18 protein-coding genes are annotated in these 19,882 nt (G+C 70.4%); 16 read left to right on the plus strand and 2 right to left on the minus strand.

What is annotated here, in order from left to right; genetic code table 11:
• Positions 1–3 precede the first annotated feature (3 nt).
• The 7 genes from FU260_RS07605 to FU260_RS07635 all read left to right on the plus strand — a co-directional run bounded on the left by FU260_RS07605 (position 4) and on the right by FU260_RS07635 (position 7,642).
• Entirely contained in the window at positions 4–1,041 is a 1,038-nt protein-coding gene (locus FU260_RS07605) for a phosphatidate cytidylyltransferase (protein ID WP_235912236.1), read from the plus strand.
• A 17-nt stretch (positions 1,042–1,058) separates the two neighbouring features.
• Positions 1,059–2,210: a dual-specificity RNA methyltransferase RlmN gene (rlmN, locus tag FU260_RS07610; RefSeq protein ID WP_187368373.1), complete on the plus strand. Its 1,152-nt coding sequence runs from the start codon at positions 1,059–1,061 to the stop codon at positions 2,208–2,210.
• Between the two features lie 95 nt (positions 2,211–2,305).
• Entirely contained in the window at positions 2,306–2,851 is a 546-nt protein-coding gene (locus FU260_RS07615) for a DivIVA domain-containing protein (RefSeq protein ID WP_147916517.1), read from the plus strand.
• Positions 2,848–4,056, plus strand: a complete 1,209-nt coding sequence (gene dxr, locus FU260_RS07620; RefSeq protein WP_147916518.1) for a 1-deoxy-D-xylulose-5-phosphate reductoisomerase — start codon at positions 2,848–2,850, stop codon at positions 4,054–4,056. Before FU260_RS07615 ends, dxr begins: the two co-directional genes overlap by 4 nt.
• A gap of 12 nt (positions 4,057–4,068) precedes the next feature.
• Complete coding sequence (locus FU260_RS07625) at positions 4,069–5,421, plus strand: M50 family metallopeptidase (RefSeq protein ID WP_147916519.1); 1,353 nt, start codon at positions 4,069–4,071, stop codon at positions 5,419–5,421.
• Between the two features lie 147 nt (positions 5,422–5,568).
• Complete coding sequence (gene ispG / locus FU260_RS07630) at positions 5,569–6,732, plus strand: flavodoxin-dependent (E)-4-hydroxy-3-methylbut-2-enyl-diphosphate synthase (RefSeq protein ID WP_147916520.1); 1,164 nt, start codon at positions 5,569–5,571, stop codon at positions 6,730–6,732.
• Positions 6,733–6,760: 28 nt separating this feature from the next.
• Positions 6,761–7,642 carry a GNAT family N-acetyltransferase gene (locus tag FU260_RS07635; protein WP_147916521.1) on the plus strand — a complete coding sequence of 294 codons (882 nt, stop codon included), beginning with the start codon at positions 6,761–6,763 and terminating at the stop codon, positions 7,640–7,642.
• A 279-nt stretch (positions 7,643–7,921) separates the two neighbouring features.
• Here the strand turns inward: FU260_RS07635 and FU260_RS07640 are convergent, their stop codons facing one another.
• On the minus strand, positions 7,922–8,800 hold the full coding sequence (locus FU260_RS07640; protein WP_147916522.1) for an Fpg/Nei family DNA glycosylase: 879 nt from the start codon (positions 8,798–8,800) through the stop codon (positions 7,922–7,924).
• 95 nt (positions 8,801–8,895) lie between these two features.
• On the opposite strand from FU260_RS07640, the gene FU260_RS07645 reads away from it, so the two are divergent.
• Positions 8,896–10,680, plus strand: coding sequence for a proline--tRNA ligase (locus FU260_RS07645; protein WP_210418219.1), 1,785 nt, complete (start codon positions 8,896–8,898; stop codon positions 10,678–10,680).
• Between the two features lie 84 nt (positions 10,681–10,764).
• Here FU260_RS07645 and FU260_RS07650 read toward each other — a convergent pair whose 3' ends face one another.
• Complete coding sequence (locus FU260_RS07650; RefSeq protein ID WP_168211689.1) at positions 10,765–11,715, minus strand: DUF4439 domain-containing protein; 951 nt, start codon at positions 11,713–11,715, stop codon at positions 10,765–10,767.
• A 77-nt stretch (positions 11,716–11,792) separates the two neighbouring features.
• On the opposite strand from FU260_RS07650, the gene FU260_RS07655 reads away from it, so the two are divergent.
• The 8 genes from FU260_RS07655 (at position 11,793) to rpsO (ending at position 19,723) form a co-directional block, all read left to right on the plus strand.
• Positions 11,793–12,287 carry a ribosome maturation factor RimP gene (locus FU260_RS07655; protein WP_147916524.1) on the plus strand — a complete coding sequence of 165 codons (495 nt, stop codon included), beginning with the start codon at positions 11,793–11,795 and terminating at the stop codon, positions 12,285–12,287.
• 11 nt (positions 12,288–12,298) lie between these two features.
• Entirely contained in the window at positions 12,299–13,321 is a 1,023-nt protein-coding gene (nusA, locus tag FU260_RS07660; protein WP_147916525.1) for a transcription termination factor NusA, read from the plus strand.
• 137 nt (positions 13,322–13,458) lie between these two features.
• Entirely contained in the window at positions 13,459–13,794 is a 336-nt protein-coding gene (locus FU260_RS07665; protein WP_147916526.1) for a YlxR family protein, read from the plus strand.
• Positions 13,795–13,863: 69 nt separating this feature from the next.
• Positions 13,864–16,734, plus strand: coding sequence for a translation initiation factor IF-2 (gene infB, locus FU260_RS07670; RefSeq protein WP_147916527.1), 2,871 nt, complete (start codon positions 13,864–13,866; stop codon positions 16,732–16,734).
• Positions 16,735–16,878: 144 nt separating this feature from the next.
• On the plus strand, positions 16,879–17,352 hold the full coding sequence (gene rbfA, locus FU260_RS07675) for a 30S ribosome-binding factor RbfA (RefSeq protein WP_147916528.1): 474 nt from the start codon (positions 16,879–16,881) through the stop codon (positions 17,350–17,352).
• Positions 17,333–18,253, plus strand: a complete 921-nt coding sequence (gene truB, locus FU260_RS07680) for a tRNA pseudouridine(55) synthase TruB (RefSeq protein WP_147916529.1) — start codon at positions 17,333–17,335, stop codon at positions 18,251–18,253. Before rbfA ends, truB begins: the two co-directional genes overlap by 20 nt.
• 56 nt (positions 18,254–18,309) lie before the next feature.
• Entirely contained in the window at positions 18,310–19,290 is a 981-nt protein-coding gene (locus FU260_RS07685) for a bifunctional riboflavin kinase/FAD synthetase (protein ID WP_147916530.1), read from the plus strand.
• A 163-nt stretch (positions 19,291–19,453) separates the two neighbouring features.
• Entirely contained in the window at positions 19,454–19,723 is a 270-nt protein-coding gene (gene rpsO, locus FU260_RS07690) for a 30S ribosomal protein S15 (protein ID WP_147916531.1), read from the plus strand.
• Positions 19,724–19,882: the final 159 nt, after the last annotated feature.

Here is a 19,882-nt window from a genome sequence, read left to right on the forward strand (position 1 = left end):
TCCATGCCCGCTGACACCCCCACCTCCGAGCCGAGCCCCGAGGACGCCCCGTCGGCGACTTCGCGGCGGGCTCGGCGGACCGCTGAGCGGGCGGCCCAGCTGGAAGCCGAGCTGGCCGACCAGCCGGATTCGGTGACCACCGGTCAGCTGCCGATGGGCCAGGCCGAGCTACCCGCCTCACCTGTCGAGGAGCCTGAACCGCGCGATCTGTTGGCCGAACCCGAGCCTGCTTCCCGTGCCGGGCGGAACCTGCCGGTCGCGATCGGAGTCGGGCTGGGCCTCGGCGCAGTGCTGCTGGCCTCGCTGCTGATCCGCAAAGAAGTTTTCCTCGGCCTGGCGATCCTCGCTTGCGTCGGCGCGCTCTGGGAGCTGGACCGTAGCCTGCGCACCCGGGACATCCGGCTGCCGATGCTGCCGTTGGCGGTCGGCACTGTCGGCATGCTGGTCTCGGCCTACACCGCAGGGATCGAGGCCCTGCTGGTGGCCTTCGTCCTCACCGCGGGTGGGGTGTTCGTCTGGCGGGTGGTCGACGGCGGCGGCGTGGTGGCCCTGCGGGAGGCGACCACCGGCATCTTCGCCGCCGCCTATATCCCGTTCCTGGCCGGCTTCCTGACCATCATGCTCTCCGCCGACGACGGCGAGCTGCGGGTGCTGATGCTGATCGCACTGGTGGTCGCGAACGACACCGGCGGCTACACCGCGGGTGTGCTCTTCGGCCGGCACCCGATGGCGCCCACTGTCAGCCCGAAGAAGTCCTGGGAAGGGGCGATCGGCTCCCTGGTGCTCGCCGTGGCGGTGGGTGTGGGCTTCGCGCTCTGGGGGCTGGACCTGGACTGGTGGGCCGGCGCGGTGCTCGGGGTCGTGGCAGTGCTCGGCGCGATCATCGGCGATCTGGCCGAGTCTCTGCTCAAGCGTGACCTGGGCGTCAAGGACATGGGCACCCTGCTCCCCGGGCACGGCGGCATCCTGGACCGGGTGGACTCGATCCTGCTCGCCTCCCCGGTGGTGTTCGCAGTGATGCTCGTGCTGGCACCGACATGAGCGAGAATGGAGCCATCATGAGTTCCCAGCCCCAGGTCCTGCCCGGTCATGCCCCGGATGCCGAGTCGCGTCCGCAGCTCTCCTTCGCCGTCCCCCGCCGCGGGAAGCCGCCCCGACACTTGGCGGACCTCACCCTGGCTGAACGTATCGAGGTGCTCGGCGAGCTCGGCGAACCCGGCTACCGGGCCAAGCAGCTGTCCACGCACTACTTCGCTCGGCTCACCCGTGACCCGGAGCAGATGACCGACATTCCGGCCGCGTCCCGGCAGCAGATGTCCGATCTGCTGCTGCCCGACCTGCTCCACGAGGACCGCCGGCTCACCGCCGATGATGGCGCCACGGTGAAGACGCTGTGGTCCCTGTTCGACGACGTCAAGGTCGAGTCGGTGCTGATGGCCTACCCCGGCCGGGCCACCCTGTGTGTCTCCAGCCAGGCCGGCTGTGGGATGGCCTGTCCGTTCTGTGCCACCGGGCAGATGGGCCTGACCCGGAACCTGTCCACCGCTGAGGTGATCGAGCAGGTCCGCCACGCCGCGGTGATGTGCGCCGGCGGCGAACTGGCCGGCGGCGAGCGCCGGTTGACCAACGTGGTGTTCATGGGCATGGGGGAGCCGTTGGCGAACCTGAAGACCGTGCTCGGTGCGGTGCGCCGGATGGTTGCACCGCCGCCGGAAGGCCTCGGGATGTCTGCCCGGCACATCACCGTCTCCACGGTGGGCCTGGTGCCGGCGATCCGCCGGCTCACCACCGAGGGCATCCCGGTCACTTTGGCGCTGTCCCTGCACGCGCCGGACGATGAGCTGCGCTCCGAGTTGGTGCCGATCAACTCCCGCTGGTCGGTGGCCGAGGCGCTGGACGCCGCCCGCGCCTACTTCGAGGCCACCGGTCGACGGGTGAGCATCGAGTACGCGCTGATCAAGGACATGAACGACCATGGCTGGCGCGCCGACCTGCTCGCCGCTGAGCTGAACAAGCGCGGTAACGGCTGGGTGCACGTGAACCCCATCCCGCTGAACCCCACTCCGGGGTCGATCTGGACGGCGAGCGAGAAGCACGTCGAGGACGAGTTCGTGGCACGCTTACGTTCGGCGGGAATCCCCACCACAGTGCGGGATACTCGTGGTAGCGATATCGACGGTGCGTGCGGGCAGCTCGCCGCCCAGGAGTAACGCAGCAGACCAGGAGTAACGCAGCAGACCAGGAGTAACGCAGCAGACCAGCGGTGAAGCGGGCGAGGCGACGACGAGCGAGAGGAGGGCCGGCGATGGCCGATCTGTTTCCCACAGTCAAGGGCTGGGGCAGCGGGTACGACCGGGACGAGGTCGAGGACTTCTTCACGCGCGCGCGCAGCGCTTACGAGGACGGTACCGCCGAGCTCGACGGCGGCGATGTACGCACGGTGGCGTTCGAGCTGGACCGCGGTGGGTACGACCCGGCCGCCGTGGACGCAGCGCTGGACCGGCTGGAGGCCGCGTTCGTGCAACGTCGCCGCGCTGACCACATCGCTGCGCACGGGCAGGAGGACTGGATGGAGCAGGTCGCCGAACGCGCCACCACCCTCTACCCCCGGCTGGTGCGCCCCGCAGGAGAGCGGTTCGCCCCGCCCGAACGCGGCCGTGGCTACCAGGCGACCGCCGTCGATGCGGTACTGGACAAGCTGGTGGACTACTTCGATACCGGCACGGCACTGACCGCCGGGCAGCTGCGCAACGTCACCTTCCCCTCTGCCTCTCGCTCGCGCGCGTACGCCGAGGGCCCGGTGGATGCGTTCCTGGACCGGGCCGTGGACGTGCTGCTGGCCGTCGAATGACCCGCAGGGTCACAGTCCTCGGGTCGACCGGATCGATCGGCACCCAGGCGATCGAGGTGATCACCGCCCACCCGGAAGCCTTCCGCGTCCAGGCGCTCGCCGCCGGTGGGTCGAACCCCGTGCTGCTCGCGCAGCAGGTGCTGCAGGTGGGAGCCGCTCGGGTCGCGATTGCCGACGACGGCGCGGTGCCGGCTTTTCGAGCCGCCCTCACCGAGGCTGCGGCCCGCGCCGGGAGCAGTGGGCGGCAGGTCGAGGTGCTCACCGGCGCTGCGGGGGTAGCCGAAGTGGCCGGTGATGGTGCCGATGTGGTGCTGAACGGCATCACCGGCAGCATCGGGCTGGCCCCGACGCTGGCCGCCCTGGCCGCCGGATCGGTGCTGGCCCTGGCGAACAAGGAATCGCTGATCGTCGGCGGCTCCCTGGTGACCCGCGCCGCGGCGCAGGGCCAGATCGTGCCGGTGGACTCCGAACACAGTGCGATCGCCCAGTGCCTGCGCGCCGGCAGCGCGGCTGAGGTCCGCCGTCTGGTGCTCACCGCCTCCGGCGGACCGTTCCGCGGCCGCAGCCGGGCCGAGCTGGCTGAGGTCACCCCTGCCGAGGCGCTGCGGCACCCGAACTTCGCGATGGGGCCGGTCGTCACCACCAACTCGGCCACGATGGTGAACAAGGGCTTGGAGGTGATCGAGGCGCACCTGCTCTTCGAGGTGCCCTTCAACGACATCGAGGTGGTGGTGCACCCCCAGCAGCAGATCCACTCGATGGTGGAGTTCCGCGACGGGTCGACCATCGCCCAGGCGGGGCCACCGCGGATGCTGGTGCCGATCGCCCTCGGCCTGTCCTGGCCGGAGCGGCTGACCGGTGTGGACACCCCGTGCGACTGGTCCCGTGCCAGCAGCTGGGAGTTCGCCCCACTCGACCACGAGGCCTTCCCCGCGGTCCGGCTGGCGGAGCGGGCCGGACGCGCTGGCGGTACCTTCCCTGCGGTGTACAACGCCGCCAACGAAGTCTGTGTGGCAGCGTTCCACGCCGGCGAGCTGTCCTTTCCCGCGATCACCGATGTCCTCGCCCAGGTGGTGGACAGCCACGCCGGCACCGTCGGGGACCCGGTGCGCCGCACCGGAGCGGAGTTGACTCTGGCCGGGGTGCTCGCCGCGGACGGTTGGGCCCGCGAGCACGCGCAGCGTGCTGTCAGGAACGCGACGTAGTCTAGGGCGGTTATGGACTTCTGGTTGGGTGTGCTGATCGTCGCGGTCGGATTGATCGTGTCCATCGCGCTGCACGAGCTCGGACATCTCGTGCCCGCGAAGCTGTTCAAGGTCAAGGTCTCCCAATACTTCGTCGGCTTCGGCAAGACGCTGTGGTCCACCCGTCGGGGCGGCACCGAGTACGGCATCAAGATGCTGCCCCTGGGCGGGTACGTGCGGATGATCGGGATGTTCCCGCCGGCCGAGGACACCCGCAGCGAGGACGCCCGCACCGAAGAACGGGTCCGGCGCACCGGTTTGCGCGGGATGGCCGCCTCGGTGATCGAGGACACCCGGGCCGCCTCCACCGCCGAGCTCACCGACGAGTTGCGTCCCGGGGACGGATACAAAGCTTTCTACGAGCTCACCACACCGCGCAAGCTGGCGGTGATGTTCGGCGGGCCGGTGGTGAACCTGATCATCTCCGCCGTGCTGTTCGCGATCATCCTCACCGGGTTCGGCCTGGCCACCCCGAGCAACCAGCTCGGGTCTGTGGCCGAGTGCGTGGTCCCGGCCACCGAGGAGCGGGACTGCACGGCCTCGGACCCCGCCTCACCCGCTGCCGCGGCCGGACTGCAGCCGGGCGACCGGATCGTCTCCTGGAACGGGACGCCGGTGGACAGCTGGGCCGACGTCACCGCCGGGATCGAAGCGACCGGAACCGACCCGGCCGAGGTAGAGGTACAGCGGGGCGAGGAGACGCTGACGCTGACCGTCACCCCGGAGCTGACCGAACGCCCGCAGGTCAGCGACGGTGAGTACGTGCTCGACGACGACGGTGCTCCGGTGCTCGCCGAACAGGCCTACGTGGGTATCGGTGCCACCTACGAGCTGTACCGCCAGCCGATCAGCGAGGTGCCCGCGTATGTGGGCAACGTGCTGGTCTCGACCTTCGAAGTCGTGCTCACCCTGCCGCAACGGTTGGTCTCGATCGCGCAGTCCACCTTCGGTGGTGGCGAGCGTGATCCCGGTGTGGTCGGCCTGATCGGGGTGGGCCGGTTCGCCGGGGAGATCACCTCGATCGACGCCGCCCAGTACGGGATGAAGGAACGGACCGCCGATCTGCTCTCCCTGGTCGCCTCGCTGAACATGGCGCTGTTCGTGTTCAACATGATCCCCTTGCTGCCGCTGGACGGTGGGCACGTCGCCGGCGCCTTGTTCGAGGGGGCCAGGCGTCGGCTGGCCCAGCTGTTCGGGCGCCCCGACCCCGGGCATGCGGATACGGCGAAGCTGATGCCACTGACCTATGTGGTGCTGGTGGTGCTGGTGGGGATGAGCCTGATGCTCGCGGTCGCGGACATCTTCAACCCCGTGACGCTGTTGTGACCCCGATCTGACTAGACCCGATCTGTCTCGACTTGATCTGACTGGACCCGATCTGACCTGATCTGACCTGACTTGACGTGACCGTCTGGACCGAATCGACCGCCGACCGCCGCAGCGGTCGCGGCACCAGCGTGGGAGACTCGCCGTATGAACGTTCCGGTGAACATGGGGATGCCGACCGTCAAGGAGGCTCCGCCGGTGCTGGCGCCGCGGCGCCGGACGCGCGCGATCCGGGTCGGGTCCGTACCGGTCGGCGGGGACGCGCCGATCTCGGTGCAGTCGATGACTACCACCCCCACCAGCGACATCAACGCCACCTTGCAGCAGATCGCCGAGCTGACCGCCGCCGGCTGCGACATCGTCCGGGTGGCGGTTCCGACGGGCGACGATGCGGCCGCGCTGCCCGCGATCGCGGCCAAGTCGCAGATCCCGGTGATCGCCGACATTCACTTCCAGCCCCGGTACGTGTTCGCCGCGATCGACGCCGGCTGCGCTGCCGTGCGGGTCAACCCGGGCAACATCCGCAAGTTCGACGACCAGGTCAAGGAGATCGCTGCGGCGGCCGCAGCAGCCGACGTGTCGCTGCGGATCGGCGTGAACGCCGGTTCGCTCGACAAGCGCCTGCTGGAGAAGTACCAGAAGGCGACACCCGAAGCCCTGGTGGAGTCCGCCGTCTGGGAAGCCTCGTTGTTCGAGGAGCACGGCTTCCACGACTTCAAGATCTCCGTGAAGCACAACGACCCGGTGGTGATGGTGCGCGCCTACGAGCTGCTCGCCGAGGTCGGGGACTGGCCGCTGCACCTCGGGGTCACCGAAGCCGGCCCGGCGTTCCAGGGCACGATCAAGTCGGCGACGGCGTTCGGCGCCCTGCTCAGCCAAGGGATCGGTGACACCATCCGGGTCTCGCTGTCCGCGCCGCCGGTGGAGGAGGTGAAGGTCGGGCTGCAGATCCTGCAGTCGCTGAACCTGCGCGAGCGCAAGTTGGAGATCGTCTCCTGCCCCTCCTGCGGGCGCGCCCAGGTGGACGTGTACACCCTCGCGGACGAGGTCACCGCCGGGCTGGAACACCTCACCGTGCCGCTTCGCGTGGCTGTGATGGGCTGTGTGGTGAACGGCCCCGGTGAGGCCCGGGAGGCAGACCTCGGCGTGGCCTCCGGCAACGGCAAGGGTCAGATCTTCGTCAAGGGCGAGGTGATCAAGACCGTCCCCGAGGCGGAGATCGTGACGACCCTGCTGGCTGAGGCGAACCGGATCGCCGAGCAGATGGGATCGGAGCAGGAATCCGGGCCGGTGGCGGTGACGGTCTCCTAGGTGGGCCCAGGTGCGGCACAATCGCATCATGCCGTCGTGGCCCCGCCGTTCCCGGACCGCTCGCCCCGCCCCCGCGCTGGACGTGCGGGACGCGCGCGGGCTACCGACCGGCGACATCCGGGACTTCTGCCTCCAGGCACCGGTGGATGCGGCGCTGCTCGGTGAGCACGTCGAGGCGCTCGGCCGGTTCTCCTTCTACGGTGACCAGCTCTGGTGCCTGATGGCCGGCGGAAGCCTGCAGGGGCTGTGCTGGACCGGCGGGAACGTCGTGCCCTACCGGATGCCTCCGGGTGGTGCCGAGCTGGTGGCCGAACGGTTGCGAGCACGCCGGCGCCGATACTCCTCGATCGTCGGACCGGCTCAGGACGTGCTGCCGCTGTGGGAGCTGCTGGAAGCCGATGCGCCGCCGCCGCGGGAGGTGCGGGCCGATCAGCCGTCGTTGATCATCACCGGCGAGCCGCTGGTCGCCGCCGAAGCCCGGGTACGGCTCTCCGACCGCGCCGATCTGGATGTGCTGCTGCCTGCCTGTGTGGCGATGTTCACCGAAGAGGTGGGCTACTCCCCGATGGACGCCGGCAACGGTTATGAGCGGCGCGTGCGCACCCTGGTGGAATCCGGACGCTCGTTGTCCTGGGTGGCGCAGACCGAGTACGGCAGGGAAGTCATCTTCAAGGCCGAGTTGGGCACAGTGGCCCTCGGCGTGACCCAGGTGCAGGGGGTCTGGGTGAACCCCCGCTACCGCGGTCGCGGGTACGCCGCAGCCGGGATGGCAGCAGTGGTCGAGTACGCCCAGCGGCATGTGGCACCAGTGGTCTCGTTGTACGTCAACGGCTACAACACCGCCGCGCTCGCGGTCTACCGGAAGGTCGGCTTCACCCAGGTGGGCACCTTCGCCACTGTCCTCTTCTAGCCTCCCGCCCCGCCCACCCCTCCAACCCTCCACCTGCCCACCCAACCCTCCGCCCACCCCCCGTCAGTTGAATCCATTCAGTCGTTACTTCTCGCGAGGAGTCGTGCTCCGGGGTATCGCCCCGGCGAAGCCGGTAACGAACCGGCCGGTAGGGGAGCGGGCCACGCCACCGGCGGGTAGGGAGCGGGCCACGAACCGGCCGGTAGGGAGCGGGTCGCGACCGGGCTGCTGGGGGAGTGGGCGTGCGGCGGCAGGACGTGCGCGGGGATCCGGCCAGCCTCAGCGCAGCAGCCGGGACATCCGTCGGTCGGCGAGTAGCTTGCCACCGGTCTGACAGGTCGGGCAGTACTGCAGCGACGAGTCCGCGAAGGACACCTCCGCCACGGTGGCGGCACACACCGGACACTTCTGACCGGCGCGACCGTGCACCGCCATCCCCGCGCGCTTCGCATCCTTCAGCTCCGCCGCGGGCCGCCCGCTCGCTCCCTCGACCGCGGCGGCGAGCACGGTCTGGATCGACTCGTGCAGCCCGGCGACCTCCGTCTCGGACAGGGTGGCGCTGATCGCGAACGGACTCATCCGGGCGGCGTGCAGGATCTCGTCGCTGTAGGCGTTGCCGATCCCGGCGATCACCGACTGGTTCCGCAGCACTCCCTTCAGCTGGGTCCGCCGCGAGCCCAAGATCTCGCCGAGCAGGGCAGCGGTGAACGACTCGTCGAGCGGATCAGGGCCGAGGCTAGCCACCATCGGCACCTGGGCCGGGTCGGTGACCAGATACACCGCCAGCTTCTTCCTCGTGCCGGCCTCCGTCAGGTCGAATCCGGAACCGTCGTCGAAGCCGACCCGAAGCGCGATCGGGGAGCGGCCGGGTCGTACCTGCGTCTTCGGCAACTCCTCGTACCAGCGCAACCACCCGGCCCGGGCGAGGTGGAAGACCAGGTGGACTGCGCCGTCGCCGGACATCGGCCGCACCCTCAGATCCAGCCACTTACCGTGCCGAGCAGCCCCGGTGACCGTGCCGCCGAGCAGGTCCTCCAACGGTGGCTGGAAGGTCTTCAGCGCCTGGATCGAGGCCAACCGCGCCACGCTGATCCGCCGGCCGCTGGTGCGCGCCGCCAGGAAGTCCACCAGTCCCTGCACCTCGGGCATCTCCGGCATGGCACCCAGTGTGCCGCGGGCACAGCCCGGCCGCCAGTGTCCTGGCCGCGGGCCATTCGGCGGAGGTCCCATCGGGTGGCCGATAGACTCGCCGGGTGCTGATGCGGATGTCGTCCCTGTTCCTGCGGACCCTACGAGAAGACCCGGCCGATGCCGAGCTCCCCAGCCACCGCCTCCTGGTGCGCGCTGGATATATCCGGCGGGCGGCGCCGGGCATGTACAGCTGGCTGCCGCTCGGTCTGCGCGTGCTCAGCAAGATCGAGCAGATCGTGCGCGAGGAAATGACCGCTGCCGGCGCCCAGGAGGTGCACTTCCCGGCGCTGCTGCCGCGGGAGCCCTACGAGGCAACCGGCCGCTGGACTGACTACGGGCCGAACATCTTCCGGCTCAAGGACCGGCGGGAGAACGACTACCTGCTCGCGCCCACGCACGAGGAGCTGTTCACCCTGCTGGTCAAGGACCTGTACTCCTCGTACAAGGACCTGCCGCTGACCCTGTTCCAGATCCAGACCAAGTACCGCGACGAGGCTCGCCCTCGAGCCGGGCTGCTGCGCGGGCGCGAGTTCATCATGAAGGATGCGTACTCCTTCGACATCGACGACGCCGGGCTGGAGCGGTCCTACCAGGTGCAGCGGGACGCCTACGAGCGGATCTTCACCCGGTTGGGCCTGGAGTACGTGATCGTGGCTGCCACCAGCGGAGCGATGGGTGGTTCGCTCTCCGAGGAGTTCCTGTTTCCGACGCTGTCGGGTGAGGACACGTTCGTGCGTTCCCCGGGGGGCTACGCCGCCAACATCGAGGCTGCCCAGTCTGCCGTTCCGGAGCCGATCGATTCGACGGGCCTGCCGCCCGCTGAGGTCCGGGACACCCCGGACTCCACCACCATCGAGGCACTGGTCGATCGCGCCAACGAGCTCTTCCCCCGCCCGGATCGTCCCTGGTCCGCGGCGGACACCCTGAAGAACGTCGTGCTCGCGCTCCACCATGCAGACGGCAGCGAGGAACTGGTGGTCGTCGGGCTGCCGGGGGACCGTGACGTCGACCTGGACCGGCTCGCCGGCGCGCTCGAACCGACGACGGTGGCCGCCGCCACCGACGAGCAGATCACCGCCCGGCCGGAGCTGGTGAAGGGCTACATCGGCCCTGCCGTGGTCGGGCCGAACACAGCGGCCGGTGACGGTGAGGACCGCACCGCGCTGCGTTACCTGCTCGATCCTCGAGTGGTGCCCGGCACCAGCTGGGTCACCGGTGCGGACCGGGACGGCCAGCACGTCTTCGGCCTGGTCGCCGGCCGCGACTTCACTGCTGACGGCACCATCGAGGCAGCAGAAGTGCGCGCAGGGGATCCCGCACCGGACGGTTCCGGGCCGCTGGAGCTGGCGCGCGGGATCGAGATGGGACACGTCTTCGCCCTGGGCCGCAAGTACGCCGAGGCGCTCGGCCTGACCGTGCTGGACGAGAACGGCAAGACGGCGACCGTCACCATGGGCTCCTACGGCATCGGCGTCTCCCGGGCGGTGGCCGCCGTGGCGGAGAACACCCTGGACGCCAAGGGGCTGGCCTGGCCGGTGAACCTGGCGCCGTATCAGGTACACCTGCTGGCCACCGGGAAGGATCCGGCGGTGTTCGCCACCGCCGAGCAGATCGCCGGTGAGCTGGACGCGGCCGGCATCGAGGTGCTCTACGACGACCGGAAGAAGGTCTCGGCAGGGGTGAAGTTTGCCGACGCCGAGCTGCTCGGGATGCCGTATGCCCTGGTGGTCGGCCGGTCCCTGGCCGACGGTCTCGTGGAGATCCGCCACCGAGCCACGGCCGAGCGCGAAGAGATCGCTCCTGGTGTGGCCGCGGCGCGCGTGATCGACCTGGTCCAGGCCGGCTGAGGGCACTCGCCCCCAGTCAGCCGGTCCGCAAGGTCAGCCGGTCTGCAAGGTCAGCCGGTCCGCAAGGTCAGCCGGTCCGCAAGGTCAGCCGGTCTGCAGGCCCGGGAAAGCCTCGTCGGCGGGCGGGGGTGCGGCGGCCGCCGCGGCACGAGTCCAGGTGAGCAGGACGCTGCGGTCCCCGGCCGAGGCCGGTCCGATCAGTGTCAGCCAGGCGGGCACCAGCTGAGCCCGCCAGGTCCCGATCGTCTCGCTCAGGTCCTCGCCGACGGCGTAGCTCACCTGGCGTGGGTCATCGGCAGTGCCGTCGTAGCCGGCCAGGACCGCCACCTGCTCGGCCAGCGCCCGGCTTTGCTCCGCCCGGGCGACGGCCCGATCGCGTTCGTCGCCGCTGCCGCGCGCGGCCTGCACCTCGTAGGCGTAGCCGAGGGCGTCCAGGGTGCGGCACAGCGGCGCTGTCCCGGCATCGAGCTGCTCAGGCAGCGCGCCGTCCGGTTCCGGCGCGGCCGGCGCCTCGCTCCCGATCGTCTCGGCGAGGCGCACCAGCGCACCGTCCCGGTACACCGCGATGGAGCCCAGCAGCGTGGCCGTGTCCGGCTCCCAGAGCGGTTCGGCCAGAGCTTCCTGGACCTGCCCGGCAGCCTCGGTCAGCGCCGCCAGCACCTCCTCTCCGGTGGCGGTCGGTTCCGGTTCGGGGGTCGGGCTGGGATCGTCCGGGCGCGGCGGTGGGGTCCAGATGCCGCCGAGCGCCTCCAGATGCGCGGCCGAAGCATCCGCCAGCGCGAGGAGCTCCGCGCTCGCGTCCTCGCCACCCTCTTCGCCGGCTGCAGCTCTGGCCAGGGTGATGAGCGTCTCGGTGCTCTCCGCGAGCTCCGCGCGCACAGTTTCGGCGGCATCCGCAGTGGGCACCTCGGGAGGCGGGGAGTCCAGCCGCACCGAGCACCCGGTCAGCGCCAGGACGAGCAGGATCACGGTGACCAGACCTGCTGCGGGGGTGGTGACGGCCCGGGTGTGGCGGGTCGGAGCGGGAGAGTGCACGCGTTGATCGTGCCATGGACCGCGGCCTAGGCTGTGCAGCACGCGGTCAATCGACAACTGCACAAGGAGATCAAGCGATGAGTCCGTCCCCCGGACCTGAAGCGCTCAGCGCGCAGGTGGAGGAGATCCTCGAGCCCGTGGTCGACACTGCCGGCCTGTACCTGGAGGGTGTGCGAGTCAGTGGTGCCTCCAGCCGCCGCCTGGTGCGCGTGACCGTGGACCTGCCCGATGGGCCGGGCGGTGTCAGTTCCGACCAGCTCGCCGACGTCTCCCGCGCCGTGTCCGGGCGGCTGGACGATGCTGAGGACCTGTTGACCGGTTCCTACCTGCTGGAGGTCTCCACGCCCGGGGTGAGCCGTCGGCTGGAGAACGCCCGCCACTTCCGCCGCGCGCAGGGGCGGTTGGTGACGATCACCACAAAGTCCGGGACGAGCTCCGGACGAGTGCGTGAGGTCACCGAGTCCGAGGTGGTGCTGGCGCAGGAATCGGGTAGCGTCAGCGTGCCGCTGTCAGAGGTGGTGCGAGGCCGGATCGACGTGGAGCTCAAACCCGTCGACGACGCCCAGGACTGAGAGGAATCGTCATGGACATCGACATGACCACGCTGCGGATGATCGAGCAGGAGCGCGACATCCCCCTGGACACGCTGGTCGGGGCGATCGAACAGGCGCTGCTCTCCGCCTACCACCGCACCGACGGTGCCTACACCCACGCTCGGGTCGAGCTCGACCGGGGCAGCGGGCATGTCAGCGTCTATGCCCGGGAGGTGCTCGTCGACGGAGACGAAGAGGCCTCACCGGAGCTCGGACCGGAGTTCGACGACACACCGGCCGACTTCGGCCGGATCGCGACCGCGACCGCGCGGCAGGTGATCCTGCAGCGGCTTCGCGACGCCGAGGACGATCAGGTGCTCGGCCAGTACCGCGGCAAGCAGGACGAGGTGGTCGCCGGGGTGATCCAGCAGGGTCCGGACCCGCGGGTGGTGCTGATCGACCTCGGTGAGGTGGAGGCGGTGCTGCCCGCACACGAGCAGGTGCCGACCGAGACCTACACCCATGGTGAGCGGATCCGCGCCTACGTACTCGATGTCGCCCGCGGTGCGAAGGGTCCGAGTATCACGGTCTCGCGCACCCACCCGAACCTGGTGCGCCGGCTGTTCGCCCTCGAGGTCCCGGAGGTCGCCGACGGCAGCGTGGAGATCACCGCGCTCGCTCGTGAGGCCGGGCACCGGACCAAGATGGCAGTGCGCTCGACGGTCGCCGGTCTGGGGGCCAAGGGGGCGTGCATCGGGCCGATGGGCCAGCGCGTGCGCGCGGTGATGGCTGAGCTGCGCGGGGAGAAGATCGACATCGTCGACCACAGCGAGGACCCGGCCACGTTCGTGGCCAACGCACTGTCCCCGGCGCGGGTGGCCAGCGTGCAGGTCGTCGACGAGGCGTCGCGCTCCGCGCGGGTGATCGTGCCCGACTACCAGCTCTCGCTGGCGATCGGCAAAGAAGGCCAGAACGCCCGCCTGGCCGCGCGGTTGACCGGGTGGCGTATCGATATCCGCCCGGACACCGCCGTCGACGAACCTGTGATCAGCCCGGCCGCACCGGAGGAGTAAGCAGGCACACGGTGCCGACACGGGCGGGTGCGGCCAGTCGCCGAGTAGTATAGTTTCCCGTTGGGTCACCTGCCCCAAGCATCCCGCCACGGATCCCGGTCCGTGGTGCGCCCTGGAGTCGACGAGAGATCGCAGTGATGACGAGCTCCGCCTCAGTTCCGGTGCGTACCTGTGTGGGATGCCGGGCTCGAGACCCGAGGTCCAGCCTGGTACGCCTCGTGGTGGATCGGACGGCTGCGGCACCCGCCGTGATCGTCGATCCTCACACGAGCGCCCCGGGCCGGGGAGCGTGGGTGCATCCGCAGCCGCACTGCCTGGATCACGCCATCACCCGCCGGGCCCTGGCCCGGGCACTACGAGTTCCGACTACGGTCGGGTACGCAGCGGTGGTGGAGTGGTTCGACCAGAACACCACGCATGAACGTTGGTCATCGAACAAGAGAGCGGGTCAGAAGCCGATGGGCACCCGATGAGCACCCTGCGATGAACACGCACCACTAAGACGGTCCTCCCTGCCTCGGGATGGCCGAGACAGGAGAGTTGTGGCAAAAGTCCGCGTCCATGAGCTCGCGAAGGAGCTTGGACTCGACAGCAAGACCGTGATGGCGAAGCTGAACGAACTCGGTGAGTTCGTGAAGTCTGCGTCATCGACCATCGAACCGCCGGTGCAGCGCCGCCTTCGGGAGGCGTTCCCAGCGAAGCCAGAGCAGGAGGCTCCGGCCGAGCCGGCGGCAAAGAAGAAGCCTGCGGCACCGAAGAAGCCCTCGAGTGGCGAGGCGAAGCCTGCGGCCGTCCCGGCCGAGCCCCGCGCCGCGGAGCCTGCTGCGCCGACCCCGGCGCCGAAGGCCCCGGAGCCAGCAGCTGAGCCGACCCCGCCCACCCCGGCGGCTCCGGCCGAGCCGGCGGCACCCGCGGCACCCGCGGCACCGGCGGCCGAGGCCGAGTCCGCCCCCGAAGCAGACCGGCCGACCCCGGCCGCACCCAAGCCGGGCGCACGACCCGGTCCACGGCCCGGAAGTGGCCGTCCCGGGAACAACCCGTTCGCCTCCTCCCAGGGCATGCCTCGGCCCGGTGCACCGCGCCCCGGTCAGGGCCGTGGCGGCCAGGGCCGGCAGGGTGGCGGTGGTCCGCGTCCGGGGAACAACCCGTTCGCCCCCGCTCAGGGCATGCCGCGCCCCGGCAGCCCGCGTCCGGGCGGTCCGACCCGCAGCGGATCCGGCGGCGGGCAGCGTCACGGTGGCGGCGAGGGTCGTAGCACTGATGAGGCGCGCCCCGGTGGCGTGCGCCCGTCTCCCGGGATGATGCCCGGTCGCAGCTCGGTCGGTCGACCCGGCGCCCCCACCCGCGGTGGTGGCGGTGGCGGCGGTGGCCGAGGCGGTGGCCGCGGTGGCGGTCCCGGCGGCGGTGGCGGCGGCGGTGGCTTCGGTCCGCGTCCCGGTGGCGGCTTCGGTGGCCGCGGGGGTCGCGGTGGCCGCGGCAGCACCCAGGGTGCGTTCGGTCGCGCCGGTGGCCGTCCGGTCCGTGGGCGCAAGTCCAAGCGGGCGAAGCGGCAGGAGTTCGAGCGCCAGTCTGCGCCGTCGCTCGGCGGCGTGCAGGTACCTCGCGGTGACGGCACCACGTCTATCCGGATCCGCGCCGGCGCATCGCTGGCCGACTTCGCCGATCGGATCGATGCCGACCCAGCAAGCCTGGTGACCGTGCTGTTCCATCTCGGTGAGATGGCCACGGCCACCCAGTCCCTGGACGAAGACACCTTCCAGACGTTGGGCGCCGAGCTCGGCTACCTGATCGAGATCGTCTCGCCGGAGGAGGAGGACCGCGAGCTGCTGGAGTCCTTCGACATCGACCTGGCCGCCGAGGAGGCGGGCGAGTCCGAGGAGGACCTCGCCCCGCGTCCGCCGGTGGTGACCGTGATGGGTCACGTCGACCACGGTAAGACCCGACTGCTGGACGCGATCCGCAGCACGGACGTGGTGGCCGATGAAGCCGGGGGGATCACCCAGCACATCGGCGCCTACCAGGTGCGTACCGAGCACGAGGACGTCGACCGTGCCATCACCTTCATCGACACCCCCGGTCACGAGGCGTTCACCGCCATGCGTGCCCGTGGTGCCGACGTCACCGACATTGCGATCCTCGTGGTCGCTGCCGATGACGGTGTGATGCCGCAGACGATCGAAGCGCTGAACCACGCACAGTCGGCGAACGTGCCGATCGTGGTCGCGGTGAACAAGGTGGACAAGCCGGACTCCAACCCGGACAAGATCCGCCAGCAGCTCACCGAGTACAACCTGGTGGCCGAGGAGTACGGCGGCGAGACGATGTTCGTGAACGTCTCGGCGACCCAGCGCTCCGGTATCGAAGAGCTCCTCGAGGCCGTGCTGCTCACCGCAGACGCCGCGCTGGAGCTGCGGGCCAACCCGGGGAAGGACGCACGTGGTGTGGCGATCGAGGCGAACCTGGACAAGGGCCGGGGTGCGGTAGCAACCGTCCTGGTCCAGTCCGGCACCCTGGCTGTCGGGGACTCGATCGTCGCCGGGACCGCCCACGGGCGGGTTCGGGCCATGTTCGACGAACACGGTGAGAACGTCGCCGAGGCGGGCCCGGCCCGGCCGGTCCAGGTGCTCGGGCTCACCTCCGTGCCCCGCGCCGGTGACACCTTCCTGGTGGCGCCCGACGACCGAACCGCCCGGCAGATCGCCGACAAGCGCGAGGCCGCCGAGCGTGCCGCGACCCTGGCCAAGCGCCGGAAGCGGATCTCGCTGGAGGAGTTCACCCAGGCGCTCGAGCAGGGCAAGGTCGAGACCCTCAACCTGGTCCTCAAGGGCGACGTGTCCGGTGCCGTGGAGGCACTGGAGGACGCGCTGCTCAAGATCGATGTGGGCGACGAGGTCGACCTGCGGATCATCCACCGTGGTGTCGGTGCGATCACGCAGAACGACGTCAACCTCGCCACTGTCGACAACGCGGTGATCATCGGCTTCAACGTGCGTCCTGCCGAGCGGGTCACCGAGATCGCCGACCGCGAGGGTGTGGAGATCAAGTACTACTCGGTCATCTACGCCGCGATCGAGGAGGTGGAGAGCGCGCTCAAGGGCATGCTCAAGCCGGAGTTCGAGGAGGTCCAGCTGGGCACGGCGGAGATCCGCCAGGTGTTCCGGTCCTCCAAGTTCGGCAACATCGCCGGCTCGATCGTCCGTTCCGGCACCATCCGCCGGAACAGCAAGGCACGCTTGCTGCGCGACGGCGTGGTGATTGCCGACGATCTGTCCGTCTCCTCGCTGCGGCGGGAGAAGGACGACGTCGTCGAGGTCCGCGAGGGCTTCGAGTGCGGTATCGGCCTGGGCCACCGGGACGTTGCCGAGGGCGATGTCATCGAGACGTTCGAGATGCGCGAGAAGCCGCGCGACTGATCGTCGCCACGCAGCCGACGGCGTCGGGAGCAGCACCTGCAGGTGTGCTCCCGACCGCCGTCGGCTGGCACAATCACGACCAGCGGCGCCCACTCGGGCGCCGCATCCGGCGGCCTGACCGCCACCAGGACAGAAGGACTTCCCATGGCTGACAGCCCGCGCGCTCGCAAGCTGGCCGATGCGATCCAGCAGATCGTGGCCACCATGCTCGACACCAGGATCAAGGACCCGCGCCTCGGCTTCGTCACCGTGACCGACGTCCGGGTGACCGGGGACCTGCAGCACGCCACCGTCTTCTACACCGTGCTCGGAGACGACGAGGAGCGCGCCTCCTCGGCCGCAGCGCTGGCTTCGGCCAAGGGCTTGATCCGTTCCGAGGTGGGCAAGCGGACCGGGGTGCGGCTGACCCCCACGCTGGAGTTCGTCCCGGACGCGCTCCCGGAGACTGCCGCCCACCTCGAGGACGCGCTGCGCCGGGCCGCAGCCGACGATGCTGCCCTGGCCGCCAAACGCCAGGGTGCTGCCTACGCCGGCGACGCCGACCCGTACCGAGCACCCGCCGAGGACACCGACGCTGCCGAGGACGCCGACGCCGGCGATGACCCGCAGCAACGCTGAGCCGGTCGGCGACGGGCTGGTCCTGGTGGACAAGCCCGCCGAGTGGACCAGCCATGACGTCGTCGCCCGGATGCGCCGGCTGGCCGGGACCCGCAAGATCGGGCACGCGGGCACCCTGGACCCGATGGCGACCGGGCTGCTCGTGCTCGGGGTGAACCGCGCCACCCGGCTGCTCACCTACCTGGTCGGTGCGGACAAGGAGTACACCGCCACCGTGCGGCTGGGCCAGGACACGGTGACCGACGACGCCGAGGGCGAGATCACCCGCTCCCCAGGTGCTGCGCACCCGGGTGAGCTGACCACCCGGCTGCCCGCCGCCGTCCTCGGCCTGACCGGCACGATCGACCAGGTGCCCAGTGCGGTCAGCGCGATCAAGGTGAACGGACAGCGCTCCTACGCCCGCGTGCGCGCCGGGCAGGAGGTCGCCCTGACTGCCCGGCAGATCACTGTGCATACCTTCGAGGTCACCGGCTCCCGGCCGGCGGTGGCCGACGACGGCACTGCGGTGCTCGACCTGGACGTGCGCGTGGAGTGCTCGTCCGGCACCTATGTGCGGGCGCTGGCCCGCGACCTCGGTGCGGAGCTGGGCACCGGCGGCCATCTCACCGCACTGCGGCGCCACCGGGTGGGACCGTTCGACCTCCAAGGCGCACACACGCTGACCGAGCTCGCTGAACGGGTCGACCTGCTCAGCGTCACCGACGCGCTCCGGGCACGGTTCCCGGCCCGTGAGCTGACTGCCGCCGAGGCGCGCGCGGTGCGGTACGGGCAGAAGCTCGACGCCACCGGAAGCTCCGGCGTGATCGCCGCGTTCGACCCGGACGGACACGGCATCGCCCTGCTCACCGACAATGACGCCGGCAACCTTGCCCGGCCGGTGCTCGTGCTGGACCCGGCCTGATGACCGGCGGCGCGCGCATTTCCCCCGAGCCGGGCCCTGGTGGCACGCTGGGGCCTGTGCAGCGCTGGTACGGAATCGAGCAGGTCCCTGCCGACCTGCCCGGCAGTGTGGTCACCATCGGAAACTTCGACGGCGTTCACCTGGGTCATCAGGCCGTCCTCGCCCAGGTGGTCGCCGCCGCGGGTAGCCTCGCCGTCCCGGCCGTGGCCCTGACGTTCGACCCGCACCCGGCGCAGGTGCATCGGCCAGGATCGGCACCCGAGCTGCTCACCGGACTGACCGATCGGCTCGACCTGCTCGCGGCGACCGGTATCGACGCCACCTGCGTGATCGCCTACTCCGAGGAGTTCGCCGCGCAGAGTCCGGAGGAGTTCGTCCGCCGCTATCTGGTGGATGCACTCGCGGTGCGGGCCGTGGTGGTGGGTGAGGACGTCCGTTTCGGTGCCGGGAACGCGGGGGACCGGGTCACGATGACCGAGCTCGGCCGGCGCTGGGGTTTCGAGGTGCAGATCGCTCACGACGTGGTCGCTGACGGGCAGCGCCGGTGGTCCTCCACCTGGGTGCGCGAGCTGCTCGCCGCGGGCGACTGTGCCGGCGCGACCCAGGTGCTCGGCCGACCGCACCGGATGCGCGGGCGGGTGGTGCACGGCGAGGCCCGCGGGCGGCTGCTCGGCTTCCCGACGGCGAACCTCGCCACCAGTGCCACCGGCACCATTCCCGCCGACGGCGTGTACGCGGGCTGGCTGCTGCGCACCCCCGGGCCCGGTGAGCAACGGATGCCAGCGGCGATCTCCATCGGCACCAACCCGACCTTCGACGGACAGGTGCGGCAGGTGGAGGCGCATGTGCTCGGCCGCAGCGACCTGGACCTGTACGGCGAGGACGTCGTGGTCGAATTCGTTCGCCGGCTGCGGCCCACGCTGCGCTTCGACGGGATCGACCCGCTGGTGGCTCAGATGCGTCAGGACGTCCTGGAGGCCGCTGACGCACTCGGCGTCGACCGGCCCGAGCTGCTGCCAGCGCTCAAGCAGCCCTGACCGGGCTGCAGCGTGCGGCCGCGACCGAGGTCACACCAGGGCGCCGTAGGGGTCGAGGCCCCGCAGGTGGTAGCCTGGAGAAGCCGTCAGATCGGCCGCGGATGCCTCATGCCCGGGTGGACATGCCCCGGAGCTCCGCGCAACAACCATTGAAGGAGAACCGTTGGCTCTGGAGCCGGAAGTCAAGAAGCAGATCATTGCCGAGTACGCCACGACCGAGGGCGACACCGGTTCCCCCGAAGTTCAGGTTGCTCTGCTCACCCGCCGCATCAAGGACCTGACCGAGCACTTCAAGGAGCACACCCACGACCACCACTCGCGTCGTGGTCTGCTGCTCCTGGTCGGCCAGCGCCGTCGGCTGCTCGGCTACCTGCGGGAGACCGACATCAACCGCTACCGCGCACTGATCGAGCGTCTCGGCCTGCGCCGCTGACCTGATCGCCGGCTCGGACCCGTGGGGTCCGGGCCGGTTCGTCGTGCGGGGTGCGCCCGCACCACAACTTCATCCGACAACTACATATCGTCACCAACCACAGCCGCGGGAGCCGATGGTCCTCGGTAGTGGCTTCCGGACCTGCCGGTCCGTGGGCCT

The sequence above is a fragment of the Ruania zhangjianzhongii genome (assembly GCF_008000995.1).
GTDB lineage: Bacteria > Actinomycetota > Actinomycetes > Actinomycetales > Beutenbergiaceae > Ruania > Ruania zhangjianzhongii.

Bases quoted from the DNA above. Each gene is read 5' to 3' on its own strand.
- FU260_RS07605 (WP_235912236.1), top strand. From the start codon at position 4: ATGCCCGCTGACACCCCCACCTCCGAGCCGAGCCCCGAGGACGCCCCG.
- rlmN (WP_187368373.1), top strand. From the start codon at position 1,059: ATGAGTTCCCAGCCCCAGGTCCTGCCCGGTCATGCCCCGGATGCCGAG.
- FU260_RS07615 (WP_147916517.1), top strand. From the start codon at position 2,306: ATGGCCGATCTGTTTCCCACAGTCAAGGGCTGGGGCAGCGGGTACGAC.
- dxr (WP_147916518.1), top strand. From the start codon at position 2,848: ATGACCCGCAGGGTCACAGTCCTCGGGTCGACCGGATCGATCGGCACC.
- FU260_RS07625 (WP_147916519.1), top strand. From the start codon at position 4,069: ATGGACTTCTGGTTGGGTGTGCTGATCGTCGCGGTCGGATTGATCGTG.
- ispG (WP_147916520.1), top strand. From the start codon at position 5,569: ATGAACGTTCCGGTGAACATGGGGATGCCGACCGTCAAGGAGGCTCCG.
- FU260_RS07635 (WP_147916521.1), top strand. From the start codon at position 6,761: ATGCCGTCGTGGCCCCGCCGTTCCCGGACCGCTCGCCCCGCCCCCGCG.
- FU260_RS07640 (WP_147916522.1), bottom strand. From the start codon at position 8,800: ATGCCGGAGATGCCCGAGGTGCAGGGACTGGTGGACTTCCTGGCGGCG.
- FU260_RS07655 (WP_147916524.1), top strand. From the start codon at position 11,793: ATGAGTCCGTCCCCCGGACCTGAAGCGCTCAGCGCGCAGGTGGAGGAG.
- nusA (WP_147916525.1), top strand. From the start codon at position 12,299: ATGGACATCGACATGACCACGCTGCGGATGATCGAGCAGGAGCGCGAC.
- FU260_RS07665 (WP_147916526.1), top strand. From the start codon at position 13,459: ATGACGAGCTCCGCCTCAGTTCCGGTGCGTACCTGTGTGGGATGCCGG.
- rbfA (WP_147916528.1), top strand. From the start codon at position 16,879: ATGGCTGACAGCCCGCGCGCTCGCAAGCTGGCCGATGCGATCCAGCAG.
- truB (WP_147916529.1), top strand. From the start codon at position 17,333: ATGACCCGCAGCAACGCTGAGCCGGTCGGCGACGGGCTGGTCCTGGTG.